Raw genomic sequence first — 17,325 nt, forward strand, 5'->3', positions numbered from 1 at the left:
GCGCTCCTCATATGTGGCACCGCGCGAAAGCGCGTCGCATTCACAAGGACCGCTCAAGTCTGAAAATGGACTACATTTGGTATGTGGGAAGCTCGACCTTCCCCATGCATTTGTTGCCCGGCGGCGTTAGACTGGGTTATTCGCCGAGTGAGCCCATGCCCGTCCGCCAACTTCCCGAACAGATCGTTAATCGCATCGCCGCCGGCGAGGTGGTCGAGCGTCCGGCGAGCGTCGTCAAGGAACTCGTCGAGAACGCGATCGATGCCGGCGCGAGCCGGATCGACGTCTTCACCGATGGCGGCGGCAGGCGGCGGATCGGCATCACCGACGACGGCAGCGGCATGACCGCGAAGGATCTCGCGCTCGCGGTCGAGCGCCATGCAACCTCAAAGCTCGACGACGAGGATTTGCTCCAGATCCGCACCCTCGGGTTCCGTGGCGAGGCGCTGCCCTCGATCGGCTCCGTTGCGCGGCTGTCGATCACCACGCGTCATGCCAGCGAGCCGCACGCCTGGGCCCTCACTGTCGAGGGCGGCGAGAAGTCCGAGATCATGCCGGCGGCGCTGGCACATGGCACCCGTGTCGAGGTCAACGATCTCTTCTATGCAACGCCGGCGCGGCTGAAGTTTTTGAAGACCGACCGCACGGAAGCCGAAGCGATCCGCGAGGTGGTGCGGCGCCTCGCGATGGCGCGGCCCGACATCGCCTTCACCCTTGCGGGAGAGGAGCGCGCACCGGTCACCTGGGCCGCGGCGCTGCCCGGCGCGGCCGGACGCCTGACGCGGCTCGGAGACATCCTCGGTGCGGAGTTCCGCAGCCATGCCTTCGAGGTTCATGCCGAACGCGACGGCGTGGTCGTCGCCGGCTACGCCGCCGCGCCGGCGCTGACCAAGGCCAACGCGCTCGGGCAGTATCTCTTCGTCAATGGTCGACCCGTCCGCGACAAGCTGATCTTGGGCGCGGTACGCGGGGCCTATGCCGACTATCTGCCCCGCGATCGGCATCCGGTGCTGGCGCTGTTCGTCACGCTCGATCCGCGCGAAGTCGATGCCAACGTGCATCCGGCCAAGACCGAGGTCCGCTTCCGCAACGCTGGCCTCGTCCGCGCGCTGATCGTGCACGGACTGAAGGAAGGTCTTGCGCGCGAGGGCCGCCGCACCGCCGCCAACAGCGGCGAGAGCGCGTTGTCCTCATTCCGCCCCGCCTTCAGCCCGCCGCGTCCGGCGAGCTGGGACTGGCGCGCTTCGCCAGCCGCCCCGGTCGCACCGATGCCGTCGTTCGAAGGCTCCGCCGCGCCCGCCTTCGCCGAGCGCGCGCAGGCCGCGTTCGATGTCGGCGCGCCGAGCGCCGACGTGCGGATCGAAACACAGTTGGTGGCCGATCTCGTCGACCGCCCGCTCGGCGCGGCGCGCACGCAGATCCACGAGACCTACATCGTCTCGCAGACCCGCGACGGCCTCATCATCGTCGACCAGCACGCCGCGCATGAGCGCATCGTTTATGAGCGCCTGAAGGCCTCGCTGGCCGACAATGGCGTGCAGCGGCAGATCCTCTTGATCCCCGAGATCGTCGAAATGGACGAGGCTACGGTGGAGCGCCTGCTCGATCGCAGCGAGGAGCTCGCCTCATTCGGCCTCGCCATCGAATCCTTCGGTCCCGGCGCGGTCGCGGTACGTGAGACGCCGTCGCTGCTGGGCAAGACCAATGCAGGCGGCCTGCTCCGCGATCTCTCCGAGCACATGGCCGAATGGGACGAGGCGCTTCCGCTCGAGCGTCGCCTGATGCATGTCGCCGCCACCATGGCCTGCCACGGCTCCGTGCGCGCCGGCCGCAGGCTGCGGCCGGAGGAGATGAATGCGCTCCTCCGCGAGATGGAGGAGACGCCGAACTCCGGCCAATGCAATCACGGCCGGCCGACCTATGTCGAGTTGAAGCTGAGCGACGTCGAGAAGCTGTTCGGGCGACGGTGACGGTGTCGTAGGGTGGATTAGCCGAAGGCGCAATCCACCACTTCTGTTCTCCGCTGAGACGATCAGTGGCGGATTACGCTGCGCTAATCCGCCCTACGCAAAAACACGAACTCCGTATCGTCATACGCCCGCCGCTCCAATTCCTCATATCCTTCCGGCGTCGCGAATTGCGCAGCCTTCGCTTCTTCCACGACGAGCAGCGCACCCGGCGTCAGCCAGCCGCCGTCGCGCAAGGACGCGAGCGCCTTCTCCGCAAAACCCTTGCCATAGGGCGGATCGAGGAACACCAGCGAGAACGCCTCGACCGGATGCGCGGGCCCGAGATCGGTCGCGTCGCGGCGATAGACTTTCGTGACGCCCCCGAGGCCGAGCGACTCGACATTGTTACGCAGCAGCGCTCGCGCCTCTGCGCCGTTGTCGACGAACAGCGTGAACTTCGCGCCACGCGAGGATGCCTCGATGCCGAGCGCACCGGTGCCGGCGAAGAGATCGAGCACGCGCGCATCCGGAATCGGATTATCGTAGGCGTGCACGAGAATGTTGAACACGGACTCGCGCAGGCGATCCGCGGTGGGACGGATGTCGCGCGAAGACGGTGAGGCGAGGTTGCGCCCCTTCAGGCGGCCGCCGACGACACGCAACTCAGTCCTCCCGCGGCGTCAGGTCGCGCTTGCCGTGATAGCCGCGCTTGGGACGGCGCGGCGGGCCGTAGCCGTTGGCCTCTTCCTCGTTGCGTTCGCGCGCCTCGTCGCTGCCGGTGCGCTGCACCAGCACGCGGCGACCCTTGCGGTCGGCGATCACCGCGCGCTTGGAGGTCTTCTCGCCCTCGCCCGACGATGACTTCTTCGGCACGTCGAACTGTGCGCCCGATTTCTCGATGACCTTGTCGCCGAGCTGCTCGCGCAGCACGCGCGCGCGGATCTCCTCGACCTGGCCTTCGGGGATCTCGCCGAGCTGGAACGGACCGTAGGAGACGCGGATCAGGCGGTTCACCTCGAGCCCGAGATGGGCGCAGACGTTGCGCACTTCGCGGTTCTTGCCTTCGCGGATCGCGAACACCAGCCAGACATTGGCGCCCTGGTCGCGCTCGAGCGTCGCCTCGATCGGCCCGTATTTCACGCCCTCGACTTCGATGCCGTTCTTGAGCTGGTCGAGCTGCGCCTGGGTGATGTCACCATGGGCACGGACGCGGTAGCGACGCAGCCAGCCGGTGTCCGGCAGCTCGAGCGTGCGCGCGAGGCCGCCATCGTTGGTGAGCAGCAAGAGGCCCTCGGTGTTGAAGTCGAGCCGGCCGACGCTGATCAGGCGCGGCAGGCCTTCGGGCAGATTGTCGAACACGGTCGGACGCCCTTCGGGATCGTCATGCGTCGTCATCAGCCCGCGCGGCTTGTGATAGAGGAACAGCCGCGTGCGCTCGCGCTCAGGCAACGGCTTGCCGTCGACCAGAACGACGTCGTTCTTGGTGATGTCGAGTGCCGGCGAGTTGATGACGCGGCCGTTGACCGTGACGCGCCCCTGCGTGACCATCTCCTCGGCATCGCGGCGCGAGGCCAGACCCGCGCGCGCCAGCGCCTTGGCGATGCGCTCGCCGGCCTTCTTCGGCTTCGGCGCTTCCTCGCGGCGCGGCCGCCCCTCGAAATCACGCTCGCGCGCGCGATAGGCACCGCGGCCACCGAAGGCCGGACGCTTCTCGAAGATGCGGCTGTCGTCCTCGTTGTCGCGGCGCGGGCGGTCGCGGAAGCGGCCTTCGCTGCGCGGATGCTCCTGCCAGTCCATGCGGCCTTCCGGCCGCTCGCGCGGACGATCGAATTTCGGCCGGTCGCGGAATGGACGATCGCCGGAGGCGCGATCATCGCGCGAGCGCGAGAACCGCGGACGGTCCTCGCCGCGGCCGGCGTCGCGACGGTCATCGCGCTGACGCCACGGCTTCTCCTCGCTGCGATCGCGGCCACCGAAATCCTTGTCGAAGCTCTTGCGCGGACGGTCGCTGCGGGGGCGATCGTCGCGCTTCTGCCACGGCTCGGAATCGCCGCGCTCACCACGGTCGCGCGAAAACTTCCGCTCGCCCTCGAACTTGCGCTCGGGACGGTCGCCGCGCGGCCGCTTGTCGCCGAACTTCTTGTCGCCGAAGCGTCCGGCGGGACGGGCATCGTCGCGATCCCGGCGCGGCGGACGGTCGTCGCGGCCATAGGACGGGCGATCACCGCGCGGCTTGAACGAGCGCTCCTCGCCATCGCGCGATCCGCGCTTCGAGAACGGCCGGTCGCCGCGCGGCTTGAAGCTTCGCTCGCCCCGGCCCTCGCCACCGCGCTCGTCGCGCTTGAAGCGGGGACGGTCGGAGAAATCGCGGCGCGGTGCATCGTCGTCCTCGCGGCGGCGGAAGGGACGGCTATCGCGATCACCGCGCGGCGGGCGGCTGTCGCGGTCGCCTTTGCCCTCGAAGCCGCGCTTGGCGAACTTCTTGTCGGGGCCGCGGGGCTTGCCGCTGCGGCCGCCTTTGGCCGGGCCTCGCCGGCCGCGGGAATCGTTGTCTTTGTCGCTGTCGCGAGGCATGAATAATCTCACCTACGGGGGAGGCCAGACGCATTGTGCGCGCTCGTTCCGAGCCGCATGCTCAGGCAAATCAGGTTAAGCACTTCTGCTGAAGGCGCAGCTACTAGCAGGTTTCTTCGGATGATACGAGGCTTGAAAGCCCCCTCTTTCATGGATTTGGCGCTGAAAACGGCCGAAAACGCCGGAAAATCGGGCGAAGTCCCGATCGGATGCGTCATCGTCCGCAATTACGAGGTCATCGCCACCGCCGCCAACCGGACGCTGACGGATTACGACCCCACGGGCCATGCCGAGATCGTCGCGCTGCGCGAGGCGGCGAAGAAGATCGGCAGCGAGCGCCTGGTCGACTGCGACCTCTACGTGACGCTGGAGCCCTGCACCATGTGTGCGGGCGCGATCTCCTTTGCAAGGGTCCGCCGGCTCTATTACGGCGCCGCCGACCCCAAGGGTGGCGCGGTGGAATCGGGCGTGCGGTTCTTTGCCTCGCCCACCTGCCACCACGCCCCCGACGTCTATTCCGGCGTCGGCGAGAGCGAGGCGGCGCGGCTGCTCAAGGAGTTCTTTCGCGAGCGGCGCTAGGAGCCGGCGAAGAACGACAGCAGCGCCCGGGCCGTCACCTCGGGGTTCTCCTCGGTGAGGAAGTGGCCGGAATCGACAGGCATGCCGTCGACATGGGTCGCCCATTGCTTCCAGACGTCGAGCGGTGTCGCGGCGGCCTGCGCCACGCCGGCGCCGCCCCACAGCGCCAGCATCGGCACCGTGATCTTCTTGCCGGAGTCGAAATCGGCCTTGTCGAGGTCGTAGTCGATATAGGCGCCGGCGCGGTAGTCCTCGCACATCGCATGCACGCGCGCGGGATCGCGGAACGGGGCGATGTAGTGCGCGAGCGCGCGGGGGTCGATCGCGTCGAGCGTTCGCGACTTGGTCTGGCTCGCCATCTTGAAGCGCAGGAAGAATTCGCCTTGGCCCGAGATCAGCGTCTCCGGCAGCGGCGCGGGCTGGGCCAGGAACGTCCAGTGATAGATCTTCAGCGCGTAGGCGCGGTTCATCCGCTCCCAGTAATTATAGGTCGGCAGGACATCGAGCACGGCGAGCTTCGACAGCCGGCCGGGATGATCGAGCGCAAGGCGATACGACACGCGGCCGCCGCGGTCGTGGCCGGCGAGGGCGAAGTGGACGTGGCCGAGCCGCTCCATCATCTCGACCATGGCCTTGGCCATCGCGCGCTTGGAGTAGGGCATGTGCAGCGCATCGCTCTCGGGCATGTCGGACCAGCCATAGCCCGGCAGGTCGGCGATGATCAGCGTGAACTGGTCGGCAAGCTCGGGCGCGACGCGGTGCCACATCACATGCGTCTCGGAGAAGCCGTGCAGCAGGAGCAGCGGCGGACCGTTGCCGCCCACGCGGGCGAAGATGCGGCCGAAAGAGGTGTTGATCCATTCGGAGGCGAAGCCGGGATAGAGGTCGGCGAGATCGGACATCTTGTTGCATCCTTGGGTGAGGTCAGTCCGGGGCCTGCTCCCGACAAAAAGTCGAAAACAACCCCATGCACAGTAGCGGTATTATCAGCGGGGCGGCTAAGCCCGTCTGCTGATTGCGCATTTCTGGAATGTGGATGTGGCGGCGCGGTGACGGAAGTGTCGAGATTCCGGATCGCCGCGCGTTGTGCGCCGTCCGGAATGACAGGGGCTAGCCCCTCGCCTTCTCCGCCTCGACCGCCTGCCAGCCGATGTCGCGCCGGCAAAAACCCTCCGGCCAGTTGATGCGGTCGACCGCCTGATAGGCGCGCGCCTGCGCCTCCGTCACATCAGCCCCCAGCGCGCAGACATTGAGCACGCGGCCGCCATTGGCGAGGATGGCGCCGTCCTTCGCAGTCGTGCCCGCGTGGAAGATCTCGACGCCGTCGACCTTGGCCGCGTCATCGAGCCCCTCGATCTCAGTGCCCTTCTGATAATCGCCGGGATAGCCCTTGGCCGCCATCACCACCGTGAGCGCGGATTCCGGATACCAGCGCAGATCAAAATTCTTCAGCTGGCCGTCAACCGAGGCCAGGAACGCCGGCACGATGTCGCTCATCATGCGCAGCATCAGCACCTGGCATTCGGGGTCGCCGAAGCGGACGTTGAATTCGAACAGCTTTGGGCCCTGCGTCGTCAGCATGATGCCGGCATAGAGCACGCCGCGGAACGGGGTGCCGCGCTGCTTCATGCCTGCGACCGTCGGCAGGATGATCTTGGCCATGATCGCGTCGTGGATGGCAGGCGTCACCAGCGGCGTCGGCGAATAGGCGCCCATGCCGCCGGTGTTGGGGCCGACGTCGTGGTCGAACACGCGCTTGTGGTCCTGGGCGGAGGCGAGCGGGATGGCTGTTACGCCGTCGCAGAGCGCGAAGAAGCTGATCTCGCGGCCCGGCAGGAACTCCTCGATCACGGCCTCCGCGCCGGCCTCGCCGAAGACACCCTCGAACATCATGGCGATGGCGTCCTCCGCCTCGCGCACTGACTTCGCGACGACGACGCCCTTGCCGGCGGCGAGGCCATCGGCCTTCACCACGATCGGTGCGCCCTGGCTGTGCACGTAAGCGAGCGCATCCTTGGCGTTGGTGAAGCGCTGGTAGGCGCCCGTGGGAATGCCGAACTCGGTGCACAGCGCCTTGGTAAAACCCTTGGAGCTCTCGAGCTGCGCCGCCGCCTTGCTCGGCCCGAACGCCTTGATGCCGGCGGCGCTGAGGTCATCGACGATGCCGGCCGCCAGCGGCGTCTCCGGGCCGACCACGACCAGCTCGACCGCATTGGCCTTGCAGAACGCGATCACCGCGGCATGGTCGGCGACATCGAGCGCCACGCATTCCGCCTCCCGCGCGATGCCGGCATTGCCGGGCGCGCACCAGAATTTGGTCACCAGGGGACTGGCTGCGATCTTCCACGCCAGAGCATGTTCGCGGCCGCCGGAACCAAGCAGGAGAATGTGCATCGAAGGCTCGGAAAATGAGGGGTTTTGCTGGCGCCGGAGGTCGCACGAATCGGGGTGGGGCTCAAGGGGGTGGGGCCGACACTCCCCCGGCATTCGGTGGCGGCGCAGCTTCTCTTCTCCTCTTGCGGGAGAGGGTGGCACCGGATGTCCTCGCGGCGGGAATTATAAACTCGACAAGTAACGCGCGACGCTATCTTTGATTGCATGACGCGGGATCAGCTATCAACGTTGTATACATCACTTGCTGTCGGCGCGCTCGCTGGGTTTGTGGCCCTAGCTACAACAGCACTCACCCTGCTCTTCGGTGGTAGAGCCGCAGCACGAGTGGCTGGTGATCTGAGCCGAGCGGTCAAAATTTCCGAGTTTTCGGGTGAAGTGGATAGAGGAGCTACGATCTGAGATCGCCAATTTTGTGGGCGCAGCGCACCGCTGGATCAGACTGTACGAAGAATTCAACGCTTTACCCGACCAAGCCTCGAAGGCGAAATTTGAAAAGGAGCAGGTGCGCCCAGTACAAAATGAGGCGTATGTTATCCTCTATCGAATAAGGATGCGAATAAACCCACGCGATACTAGCCCAACAAAGAATGAGGATGACAGCTCCTGCAGGCACTTCTCAATTTGCTGGACCCCGGTCAGTTCCCCGAGGGAGAATTTTCTTGGATAACGTCGGCGGATGAGACGATTGAACTGGCAAGAAAGATTCTTAAGAGAGAATGGGAAGAAACTAAGGAACCTAAAGCCAAACGTTAGCATGGCCTTTCGTTGCTCGCGGCTCACTTCAGGGGGTGCAATCCAGCACTGTCACCGTAATCGCAAGCACTTATCAGCCCACTTCTCGATGAGCATCGTACAGAAAGACGCCAAGCGCGATCGCGGCGTTGACACTCAACCGCGCTATATAAGGCGCGGGCTTCTCGGTGCCCGGGTGGTGGCCGTGACCGCTTCCGAGTTGCCCTCTTAGTTCCGCAAGCCCTTGGGTGATCGAAGCCAAGCCGCTTAAGGTTTGCTTGAGCGTGTCGCTTGTCCTTGCAGAAACCGACAGATCAAGCGCCTCCCGTACCGCCTTGACGAGTTGGGGCAATGTCTCCGACCCCGTTGGAGGCAGCTTACATGCGATCAGAATTCCCTTACAGATCGACTCGACGAATTCCTTTGCAGAACCGATAGCCAGGGCGGGGTCGCGCTCGATGGCTGTCTCCATCCGGGTAATCAGCCCAGCGATGTATTCCGAGGAGAGCTCGTTCGCCACTTTCCGAGCAATCGCGACCTGCGATATTCCCGCGTGCCGCAACCGCGCGGCGTAAATCGGCTTACCCGATATGTAGGTACTGGGGCTAAGTTCATATCCGTCCCCGGCAAGATGGCGATTGAACACATCGAGAAGGTCCGCGATTTCCTTCTCATCCGAGCGCACGACCGGATGAATCATTTCGCAAAGGAACGATAGCAGCAGTTCGTCCTTGCAATGCATCAGGTCGAGGCGGCCATCATCATAGACCCAATCATCAGGCCAATCGACGAAGTGCTCCCGATGCATCCAGATATCGCCCATCATGTTGCTTTGGCGGTGATCGTGTGAAGGCAGGTCCTTCAGAGGAAAAATCCGGTCCAGAAAATCGGATTCACCAAGCCGGCCTGACCAGGCGGTATTGCGCACGCGCAATTCATCGAACAGGTTGCGCCGTGTAAGTTCGGAGATCATTTTATCGCTCATGATTACTCAAAACCCCATCCGGGCAGAACGCGGCACTCGAATGGACGAGGGCAGGCCATCGATGGGCGCTATGACGATGTAAGCTGCCGTGAACCGCACAGGCTCTTGACTGGCCCATTGCTGACTTACAAACCGCAGGCGGCGGGTCCCGCTGCCGAGCACAAAGCCCGCTTTCTGCAAATCCTCGATCACCTCAAGGAAACTCTTGTTCACGTCGAGCTTTTGCGTTGCCGAGCAGCAATCTTTTACATCGCCATAGTCACGGAAGTTATCCTGCAAGACAGCAAAATACTCTTCTGCTTCCTCATCAACAGTGCCGCACCGGTCGAATGCTGCCGCATCGCAGATCTCGGCAAGCTCCCGAATCTCCAACCCCGTGCTTAACGGCTTGATAGTGACCTCAACAGTTTCCCGGTCGAGGCGCTCTTTCTCCTGTTTCATCTTCTCGGGGTTCGGCAGAGGTAGGGATTTATTGAAGAAATCAATGTCCGAGAATTCAAACGCCCGAGCGAGGGCGCGCCGGGTTTCGGGGCTGCTAGGATCGCCTTTTTCCACCCGCTGCACGGTCCGCACCGTGACCTTAGCAATTTCGGCCAAGGTTTCCTGTGTCCAGCCATGTCCGCCACGCTGCATGGCAACCATGGCGCCGACCTCCTTATCGGTCAGCCGCCGGATATCGCAGATATTCTCAAATTCCATCATTCACTCCCTTGCGGATGACGATAGATTTTGGGTGTTTCGGCCCAAATTCACCACGACAGCAGACCGACAGGGGCCCGACGAGCCGAAAAATAATCCACCGGAGCCGCAAGAAAGATCGAGAATTACCGCTCAGCCAGCGAACTTGAGGTCAGACAGATATCCCTGCCCGCTTGGAGATTTTCAATTACCGACTATCACCGAACCAAATCACTCAATATGTCGACCGCCTCCGGGACATCCGAAGCCACCCGGCAGTTAAAATCATTGCCTAGGCCGTGATGCCTTAGGCCGAGCAGCGCCTTTAGTGGACCTTCCGTAAAAAGAAGGCTTGGCAATGCGCGACGGCAGCGCTCGCATGGTTGAAATCATAAATATCATTTCCCGCAACGCGACGCGTCTTGTCCCACCGAGTTGCGGCATGAAGGCACGCCTCAATGTACAACGTAGGAAGCTTTTGGCGTAAGCTAGGTTTTGCTTGCAGCCCGTGAAACACCAAATTTGCGTACATCTGACGCGTACGCTTCCATTCATCGCTGTTCGGAGATGGCGCGCTATAGCCTTGCCTGACCGCTATCTCCCCCATGATATCCGCTGCCGTATCGGCGCAGAAGTCCGCAACACCACTCAGTTCGTCGGTCAACGCCTGCTGAAAACTCTTAATCTTAACTGCATGCTCTACATTCCCAGCGTTCAGCTTAGCCGCGATGGCGTCCAACTTCGGATCAAGCGGCAGCGGGCCGGGCCCGAACATCTCCATCATTTCCACAAGGTTGATAGTCCACATCTTATCGAAGAACGCCTTTTGAATGGCGAGCAGATTTGCGGCATCGATCGCGATTTCAGTTGGATGCAAGAACCCGAGGACGTAGGGCAGTTTGGTCCACACTAGGTGCCGCAGGGGATAAACATCGGCACCCTTCTGTCCCAAAAAAAGGAAATGCGCTAGCTCTGTCGCGACGCGTTCACGTTGGCTCAGCAACGACACGCCAAGGCTGAGTTCATCAATTAATTTGGCCGTTCGCAGCCGTGATTCCGGATCAGATTGCTTCAGCAACTCCAAAAATACAGATTCGCTAATCGGGCAAAAAACCTTACCGCCTTTCACGGCCTCTCGAAGCGAGAGGAGTAGTTTACCTTTCGGGGAGGAGTCATCGTTGGCCAACTGCGCTTGCCGCAGAAACAGCCAATATCGCACATCGAGATAGATCGAATTCTTGCCTGCAAGCGTCTGTCCCAGCTCCACAACGCGGGCCTTTACGTGCCGGTCAATCGATATATCGGGATGCTGGCTATGCTTTTCGAAAGTCATCGTCTTGCGGCACGGTTACTCTTTTGTCGCGAAATAACGTGACAGTGCACTAAACCCCGTCGCCAAAGCATCAGCTGAAATTACGCTGACAGCACACAAAATTCCGAAGCCCCAGCATTCGCTGCCCATTTGGCGTCCCGTGACCGCAACTGCGAATTCCCTGTCATTGCGACGCGGCCAGCGTCCCCAACGGCTCTGGCTCAGCGGCGGAGCCATCCGAGGGCGTTGGCGCGCAGGGAGAGCAGCCAATTCCAGAGGCGAGCGAACCACGGCAGCGTGAGGAGTTTCGGGCGGACGATCCTGAACAGCCTTTCGACCAGAAACAGGCTGGCCGCGTAGGCGCAAACGATGACGGCGGTGCCGGTGATCCAATGCCCTTCGCCCGCAATCGCTACGGCGCCGAGCTTCAAGGGCTCGACGATACTGGCCGGGATGAGAAGCAGCACCAGGGACTGGTAGGGCCCCAATCCCTCGATGTGGCGACGTAGCCGCGATCGCTGAGGTGACGCGGGCTGCGACATGGGACTATCGCCCCAGCCTCTTCTCGACCTTCTTCCTGGTATTGCCGACTTTTCTGACCGCCTTCTTGACGGCCGAGGCCGATCGTCCGGTTTTCCTGGCCTCGTATTGGACCTCGTAGTCTTGCTCGCCGGCCACGCGGCTGCGGTCCTGCTTGCGCCCGCGGGCGGTTTGTTTCCTCGCCTTCTTAGCCATGACAGTCCTCCTCATGGCGCAACGCGGACATAAGTCGCCCGGTTCCGGGAGCCTCTGCCTGCTTTGATGGACGCGCGATGTGAGACGCGCTGCTCACGGCGAGACGCGAATTGGAACGTACCGATGGCGGATGGCTTGATGGCTCAAAGGAGTGCCATCATGAACATCTCCCGTGTTGCCCTCGTCATGGCCGTTGTCATTCCCTGCTCCGCGTTCGCTCAAGGAGGAGGAGGAGGTGGTGGTGGTGGCGCTGGAGGCGCAGGCGGAGCATCATCTTCAGCCGGCGGCGCAGGGAGCGCGGCCTCCTCGTCCGGGAGCGCGGGTGCAGCCGTAACATCTCCATCCGGTTCAGGCGGGATCGGCGCGACAGGGACAGGTGTTGCAGGGACGGGTGCAAATGCGAACGCGACGACGGCACCTAACCTCAACAATGGATCGGCCGCCGGAAACGTTGCGGGCGGCAACGTCAACAGCCCCTCGCCCGCCCAATCAGGTGCAGATCTTCCAACCGGGAACGGGAATGGCCTGACGACGGGAGCGGCGCCCGGCACGAACACGGCCGGCACGGCAGCCCCATCGGGTTCGCCCGCAAACGCGCAAGCCACGGCACCCGCGGGCGGCATCGGCAGGCCGATGACACAGGACGAAAGGGGCAGTGACGACAAGATCGATCAAGAGAACAACCGCGCCGACAAGATCGTGGGGAAGATTTGCAAAAACTGCTGAATGGCACCTTGTGCATCGCTTACATCGCGGCGACCGCGTTGAATGAGCCTGCCCTGGCCAGACACCACAGGCAGCATCCGCGTTACGCCGCCTCAGCGACAGGCTTGCCTGACTCCACGAAGCCTGCCGTCGATCCGCCTCGCGATCCCGCCGGCAAGGCCCTGGAGAAGAAGATAAAGAGCATCTGCCGCGGCTGCTAGGCACAACCCATTACTGTGCACCCCTGAAGTGAGACACGATCATTCCATTGATAGTAGGGATGTCACGATGCGTTACCGCGCGTTGATTTGCGCGAACGCGGTTTCGAACTCAGGAGGCGAGTGCCTTCCTCCCCGTCATCCCGGCGCGTGTAGCGCGAGCTATGGCGCGCAATTGCGCAGCTGAGACTCCATCGGGCCCCAGGGTTGGCGGATGAATGGATTCTCAAGCGCGCAATTGCGCGCCATAGTTCGTCGCTTCGCGACGCCCCGGAATGACAGAGGCGCGCGTTGGCATGACAGTGCGGCGCGCTACACTTGCTTCCCCGCAATGATCTCCTGCAGTCGCAACATGCCGCGCGAGCGCGACGAAGCTGCTCTTCCCTTCTCCTCTTGTGGGAGAAGGTGGCGCGAAGCGCCGGATGAGGGGTCTCTTTCCATGGAGAGACTTTCGATGAGGAGCGAACCCCTCACCCCAGTGAGTCTGCGTCTACTGCCCTCGCGGCCCTCTCCCACAAGGCGAGAGGGCACAGCTATCGGCATCCCAGACGATTACACCTGCCTCCCCGCAATGATCTCCAGAGCCGGAAGGCCGCACTCGGAAAGTCAGCGTCATTTGTTCCCGATCATCCTTCGGGTCCGCCCAGGGCCGGCGGCACTGCGCGTTTATTAGGCTTTGCCGGCGGCGGATCCAGCCCGGCCGGCCGCCCTTTCCGATCGTAAAAGCTGATTTATCGAGCGTTATAATTGTTTGATCGATCGTTAAAAAAATGGCACGCTGCTTGCATTTCGGGGCGAAGCCGCGCGGTGCGTGTGTCATCGAATGCGCGGATCATTGTTGCTTGGAGGGTGAAGACTATGAGTCCCAAACTGCCCGAAAGCCCCGCAGGGGCTGTTTCCGAGGGCCATGCCCGCGTTATCATCAAGCCCGGCTATCATCCGGACCTGACCAATGAAGACCTTGCGCCGCTCAAAGAACAGACCTGGGGCGCGTACAATATTTTCGCATTCTGGATGTCCGATGTGCACAGTGTCGGCGGCTATGTCACCGCGGGAAGCCTGTTCTCGCTCGGACTGGTCGGCTGGCAGGTGCTGATCGCGCTGCTGGTCGGCATCATGATCGTGCAGTTGTTCTGCAACCTCGTCGCCAAGCCGAGCCAGGTCACGGGAACGCCTTATCCCGTCATCTGCCGCGCGCCGTTCGGCGTGAAAGGCGCCAATATCCCGGCCATCATTCGCGGCCTGATCGCGGTCGCCTGGTACGGCATCCAGACCTACCTGGCCTCGAGCGCGTTCATGGTGGTGGCGCTCAAGTTCTTTCCCGCGCTGGCGCCCTATGCCGATGTCGGCCAGCACGGTTTCGTCGGCCTGTCGGCGCTCGGTTGGGCCTGCTTCATGTTCCTATGGGTGCTGCAGGCGATCGTGTTCTGGCGCGGTATGGAGGCGATCCGCGTCTTCATCGACTGGGCCGGCCCGGCCGTGTATGTCGTGATGATCGTGCTGGCGGTCTATCTCATCGCGAAGGCGGGCATCGCCAACATCGGGCTCACGCTCGGCGAGGTCAAATATTCCGGCTGGGACGCGCTGCCCGTGATGATCAACGCGATCGCACTGGTGGTCTCGTATTTTTCGGGACCGATGCTGAACTTCGGCGACTTCTCGCGCTACGGAAAGAGCTTTGGCGCGGTGAAGACCGGCAACTTCTGGGGCCTGCCGGTCAACTTCCTCGGCTTCTCGGTGCTCACGGTCGTCACGACGTCGGCCACGCTGCCGGTGTTCGGCCACATGATCACGGACCCCGTGGAAACCGTCAGCAAGATCGACAGCACATTTGCGGTCGTCCTCGGCGCGCTGACCTTCATGATCGCGACCATCGGCATCAATATCGTGGCCAACTTCGTCTCGCCGGCCTTCGACTTCTCGAACGTCGCGCCGCAGCGGATCAGCTGGCGGATGGGCGGCATGATCGCCGCGGTCGGCTCGGTCTTCATCACGCCGTGGAACCTGTACGACAATCCGCAGGTCATCCATTACACGCTCGACATCCTCGGCGCGTTCATCGGCCCGCTGTTCGGAATCCTGATCGCGGACTTCTACATGGTGAAGAAGCAGCAGATCGTCGTCGACGACCTCTACACCCTCAGCGAGAACGGACGTTATTGGTACGAGGGCGGGTACAACAGGAACGCAATCATGGCGATCATTCCCTCCGCACTGGTGCCGGCGATCTGTGCACTGGTCCCGTCGTTGTCGGTGCTGGCCAATTTCACCTGGTTCATCGGCGTGGGCCTGGGTTACGGGACCTACAACTATCTCATGCTCCGTCAGACTGCGCTCGCTTCTCAGCCAGCCTGACCGGCTTTACGGGGACGGCCCGCCGCAGCGGGCCGTCCTTTCGCCGATGCGCTTCTTGATTCGGAGCTGTCGGCCTTCCGGGTTGCTACGGCCTCGAGCGCGAGGCCTAAGCACGAGTTGCACGATCGTCGTGTTCGCTGACTCATAGCGCGTTGGCACGATGCGGCTGCTAAACCTGCTTCCCCGCAATGATCTCCTGCAACGTTGCCACGTGCCGCGCAAACGCGCCGCGGCCCGCCGCGGTGGCGGTGACCGTGGTCTGCGGCTTCTTCCCCACGAACGCCTTCTCCACCGAGACATAGCCCGCTTTCGCCAGCGTCTCGATATGCGCCCCGAGATTGCCGTCGGTGGCGCCTGTCAACTTCTTCAGCCGCGAGAACTCCAGACCTGTCGACACGGGCAGCGCGTTCAGCGCGGCCATGATCTTCAGGCGCAGCGGCTGGTGGATGATGTCGTCGAGCTCGGCCATCAGATCCGCCGCATCCAGAGGCCGCCGAGGATCAGGCCGCCGCCGTTGACGAAGGCCATCCAGAGCGGGAAGGCCGCGCCGATGGTGAAATAGCCGATCAGGGTCAATGCGGTGATGCCGAGACCGATCGCCACAAAGGCGTAGCCGAACCAGAGGCCGGCGAGCGTGTAGAACAGCATGAAATAGATCGGCCAGAACGCGCCGAGCTCGCGCGGGCCGAAATGGCCGAGCAAATTGGTGCAGATATTGCCGAAGGCGAAGAACAGCGCGAACACCAGCACGATCCTCACGTCGAAGCCCGCCGGCTGGGCCCGCGAGGGCGCCAGCAACCGGATCGCGACGAGGCCGCCGACACCGAGGATGTCGACGGCGGGCCATGCGTATTTTGCGTAGAACGGCCAGGCCCAAGTCACGAGATTGCCGGCGAAGACCAGAACGCCCCACCATATCGCCGCCAGGCTCGCCAGCTCGTAGAGCTGCGACTGCCGTAGGCGCTGGACGATGTCGTCGATGTCGGCCAGTGCTGCCGCAGCCTGCTTGCGGTCGATCATGATTGGCCGCTCCCGCGCGTCGCCACGTCCTCGGCGATCGTATTGACCGCCTTCGGATTGGTGACGATCCCCATGTGGTTGATACCTTCGATCAGCTTGACTTCGACCGCCGGTTTGATCGCCTGCACGGCCGCGGCATAGTTTTCGGAGATCATCATCTCGTCCTCCGCGCCGCCGAAGATCGTGATCGGGCGGGTCGTGGCCGCAAGGTCGAGACGATAACCGCGGGTTGCGAAATTGCGCATCAGGCGGTCGGAATAGGCCGGCGTCAGGATCCATTCCGAATTCGGCGGCACCGCGAAAGCGAGCACCGGAAGCTGCGCACAGCAGTCGATGCCGAGCTTGCGCAGGGCGGTAAGGGCGAGAATGCGCGGGACATCGGCATTGGCCCAGCCGCCGGAGTGCGGCCGGTTGGTCGGCGCGTCATAGCCGAGATAGGGCGCGAGCAGCACGGTGCGCACGAACAGGTCCTGGATGATCGGCGTTGCGGCAATGCGCAGCGAGAAGCCGGCACCGGCGGAATGGCCAATCAGGGTCAGCGGCAGATCGGGCGCGCTCTTGCGGACATGGGCGACGAAATCGACGAGATCGTCCTCGAGCTGGCCGACATAGCCGATGTCGCCGCGCGTGCCGGAGGCGCCGTGGCCGCGGGTGTCGAGCGCCCAGGTCTCGACGCCGCGCGCCGCCAGCGCTGCCGTCAGGGCGTGATTGACGGTGCCGGAGGAGCCGGACGAGCCGTGGATGAAGATGGCGCCACGGCCGGTCTCCGTCCCCTTGGGTTGATAGTGGCGGTAGCCGAGCCAGGTGCCGTCGCGGGCCTGGAAACGCTCCAGCGCCGGCAGGGTCGACATATCCACGCCTTTGCGCGACTCGGAGACGGAGCGCAACTCGGCGGGCCGCTGCAGCGGCGTCGCGATCAAGGCGGTGAAGATCAAAGCGACGGCGCCAACCGCGCACAGACCCCATTTGAGCAATCCGAGAGCACCTCGCAGCAATTGCGTCGCCATGGTCGAAACTCCTTCACCGGATCATCAATAGAGAACTCTATATTGCAGAGTACTCTTTCGATCAAGAGCCTAGATGGCGCTC

15 protein-coding genes are annotated in these 17,325 nt (G+C 63.2%); 3 read left to right on the forward strand and 12 right to left on the reverse strand.

Annotation, left to right across the window (positions count from 1 at the left end; translation table 11 throughout):
* Window positions 1–155: 155 nt before the first annotated feature.
* Window positions 156–1,970, forward strand: a complete 1,815-nt coding sequence (gene mutL, locus BM374_RS00600; RefSeq protein WP_092290075.1) for a DNA mismatch repair endonuclease MutL — start codon at window positions 156–158, stop codon at window positions 1,968–1,970.
* An 83-nt stretch (window positions 1,971–2,053) separates the two neighbouring features.
* Here mutL and rsmD read toward each other — a convergent pair whose 3' ends face one another.
* Complete coding sequence (gene rsmD / locus BM374_RS00605; RefSeq protein WP_092288670.1) at window positions 2,054–2,611, reverse strand: 16S rRNA (guanine(966)-N(2))-methyltransferase RsmD; 558 nt, start codon at window positions 2,609–2,611, stop codon at window positions 2,054–2,056.
* Between the two features lies 1 nt (window position 2,612).
* Window positions 2,613–4,523, reverse strand: a complete 1,911-nt coding sequence (locus BM374_RS00610; protein ID WP_177248021.1) for a pseudouridine synthase — start codon at window positions 4,521–4,523, stop codon at window positions 2,613–2,615.
* Between the two features lie 120 nt (window positions 4,524–4,643).
* On the opposite strand from BM374_RS00610, the gene BM374_RS00615 reads away from it, so the two are divergent.
* Window positions 4,644–5,102, forward strand: coding sequence for a nucleoside deaminase (locus tag BM374_RS00615; RefSeq protein WP_092288672.1), 459 nt, complete (start codon window positions 4,644–4,646; stop codon window positions 5,100–5,102).
* On the opposite strand, the gene BM374_RS00620 is transcribed toward BM374_RS00615, so the two are convergent.
* The 7 genes from BM374_RS00620 to BM374_RS00650 form a co-directional block, all read right to left on the reverse strand.
* On the reverse strand, window positions 5,099–6,004 hold the full coding sequence (locus tag BM374_RS00620; RefSeq protein ID WP_092288673.1) for an alpha/beta fold hydrolase: 906 nt from the start codon (window positions 6,002–6,004) through the stop codon (window positions 5,099–5,101). The genes BM374_RS00615 and BM374_RS00620 overlap by 4 nt on opposite strands.
* Window positions 6,005–6,212: 208 nt before the next feature.
* Complete coding sequence (purD, locus tag BM374_RS00625; RefSeq protein ID WP_092288674.1) at window positions 6,213–7,496, reverse strand: phosphoribosylamine--glycine ligase; 1,284 nt, start codon at window positions 7,494–7,496, stop codon at window positions 6,213–6,215.
* A gap of 826 nt (window positions 7,497–8,322) precedes the next feature.
* Window positions 8,323–9,201 (reverse strand): abortive infection family protein, encoded by an 879-nt coding sequence (locus BM374_RS00630; protein WP_177248022.1) that lies wholly within the window; start codon window positions 9,199–9,201, stop codon window positions 8,323–8,325.
* Between the two features lie 18 nt (window positions 9,202–9,219).
* Entirely contained in the window at window positions 9,220–9,912 is a 693-nt protein-coding gene (locus tag BM374_RS00635) for a helix-turn-helix domain-containing protein (RefSeq protein ID WP_177248023.1), read from the reverse strand.
* Window positions 9,913–10,216: 304 nt separating this feature from the next.
* Complete coding sequence (locus BM374_RS00640) at window positions 10,217–11,224, reverse strand: hypothetical protein (protein ID WP_092288677.1); 1,008 nt, start codon at window positions 11,222–11,224, stop codon at window positions 10,217–10,219.
* A gap of 200 nt (window positions 11,225–11,424) precedes the next feature.
* On the reverse strand, window positions 11,425–11,745 hold the full coding sequence (locus tag BM374_RS00645) for a hypothetical protein (protein WP_244552503.1): 321 nt from the start codon (window positions 11,743–11,745) through the stop codon (window positions 11,425–11,427).
* Between the two features lie 4 nt (window positions 11,746–11,749).
* Window positions 11,750–11,938, reverse strand: coding sequence for a DUF3606 domain-containing protein (locus BM374_RS00650; RefSeq protein ID WP_092290081.1), 189 nt, complete (start codon window positions 11,936–11,938; stop codon window positions 11,750–11,752).
* 1,781 nt (window positions 11,939–13,719) lie between these two features.
* Here BM374_RS00650 and BM374_RS00660 point away from each other — a divergent pair.
* On the forward strand, window positions 13,720–15,216 hold the full coding sequence (locus tag BM374_RS00660; RefSeq protein WP_092288679.1) for an NCS1 family nucleobase:cation symporter-1: 1,497 nt from the start codon (window positions 13,720–13,722) through the stop codon (window positions 15,214–15,216).
* Window positions 15,217–15,385: 169 nt separating this feature from the next.
* On the opposite strand, the gene BM374_RS00665 is transcribed toward BM374_RS00660, so the two are convergent.
* From BM374_RS00665 to BM374_RS00675, 3 genes are read right to left on the reverse strand one after another with little or no spacing between them, the layout of a single operon-like run.
* On the reverse strand, window positions 15,386–15,685 hold the full coding sequence (locus BM374_RS00665; protein ID WP_092288680.1) for a winged helix-turn-helix domain-containing protein: 300 nt from the start codon (window positions 15,683–15,685) through the stop codon (window positions 15,386–15,388).
* Window positions 15,685–16,236, reverse strand: coding sequence for a hypothetical protein (locus BM374_RS00670; RefSeq protein WP_092288681.1), 552 nt, complete (start codon window positions 16,234–16,236; stop codon window positions 15,685–15,687). Before BM374_RS00670 ends, BM374_RS00665 begins: the two co-directional genes overlap by 1 nt.
* Window positions 16,233–17,243 (reverse strand): alpha/beta hydrolase, encoded by a 1,011-nt coding sequence (locus BM374_RS00675; protein WP_092288682.1) that lies wholly within the window; start codon window positions 17,241–17,243, stop codon window positions 16,233–16,235. Before BM374_RS00675 ends, BM374_RS00670 begins: the two co-directional genes overlap by 4 nt.
* Window positions 17,244–17,325 lie beyond the last annotated feature (82 nt).

It is taken from the genome of Bradyrhizobium sp. Ghvi, from assembly GCF_900115265.1.
GTDB lineage: Bacteria > Pseudomonadota > Alphaproteobacteria > Rhizobiales > Xanthobacteraceae > Bradyrhizobium.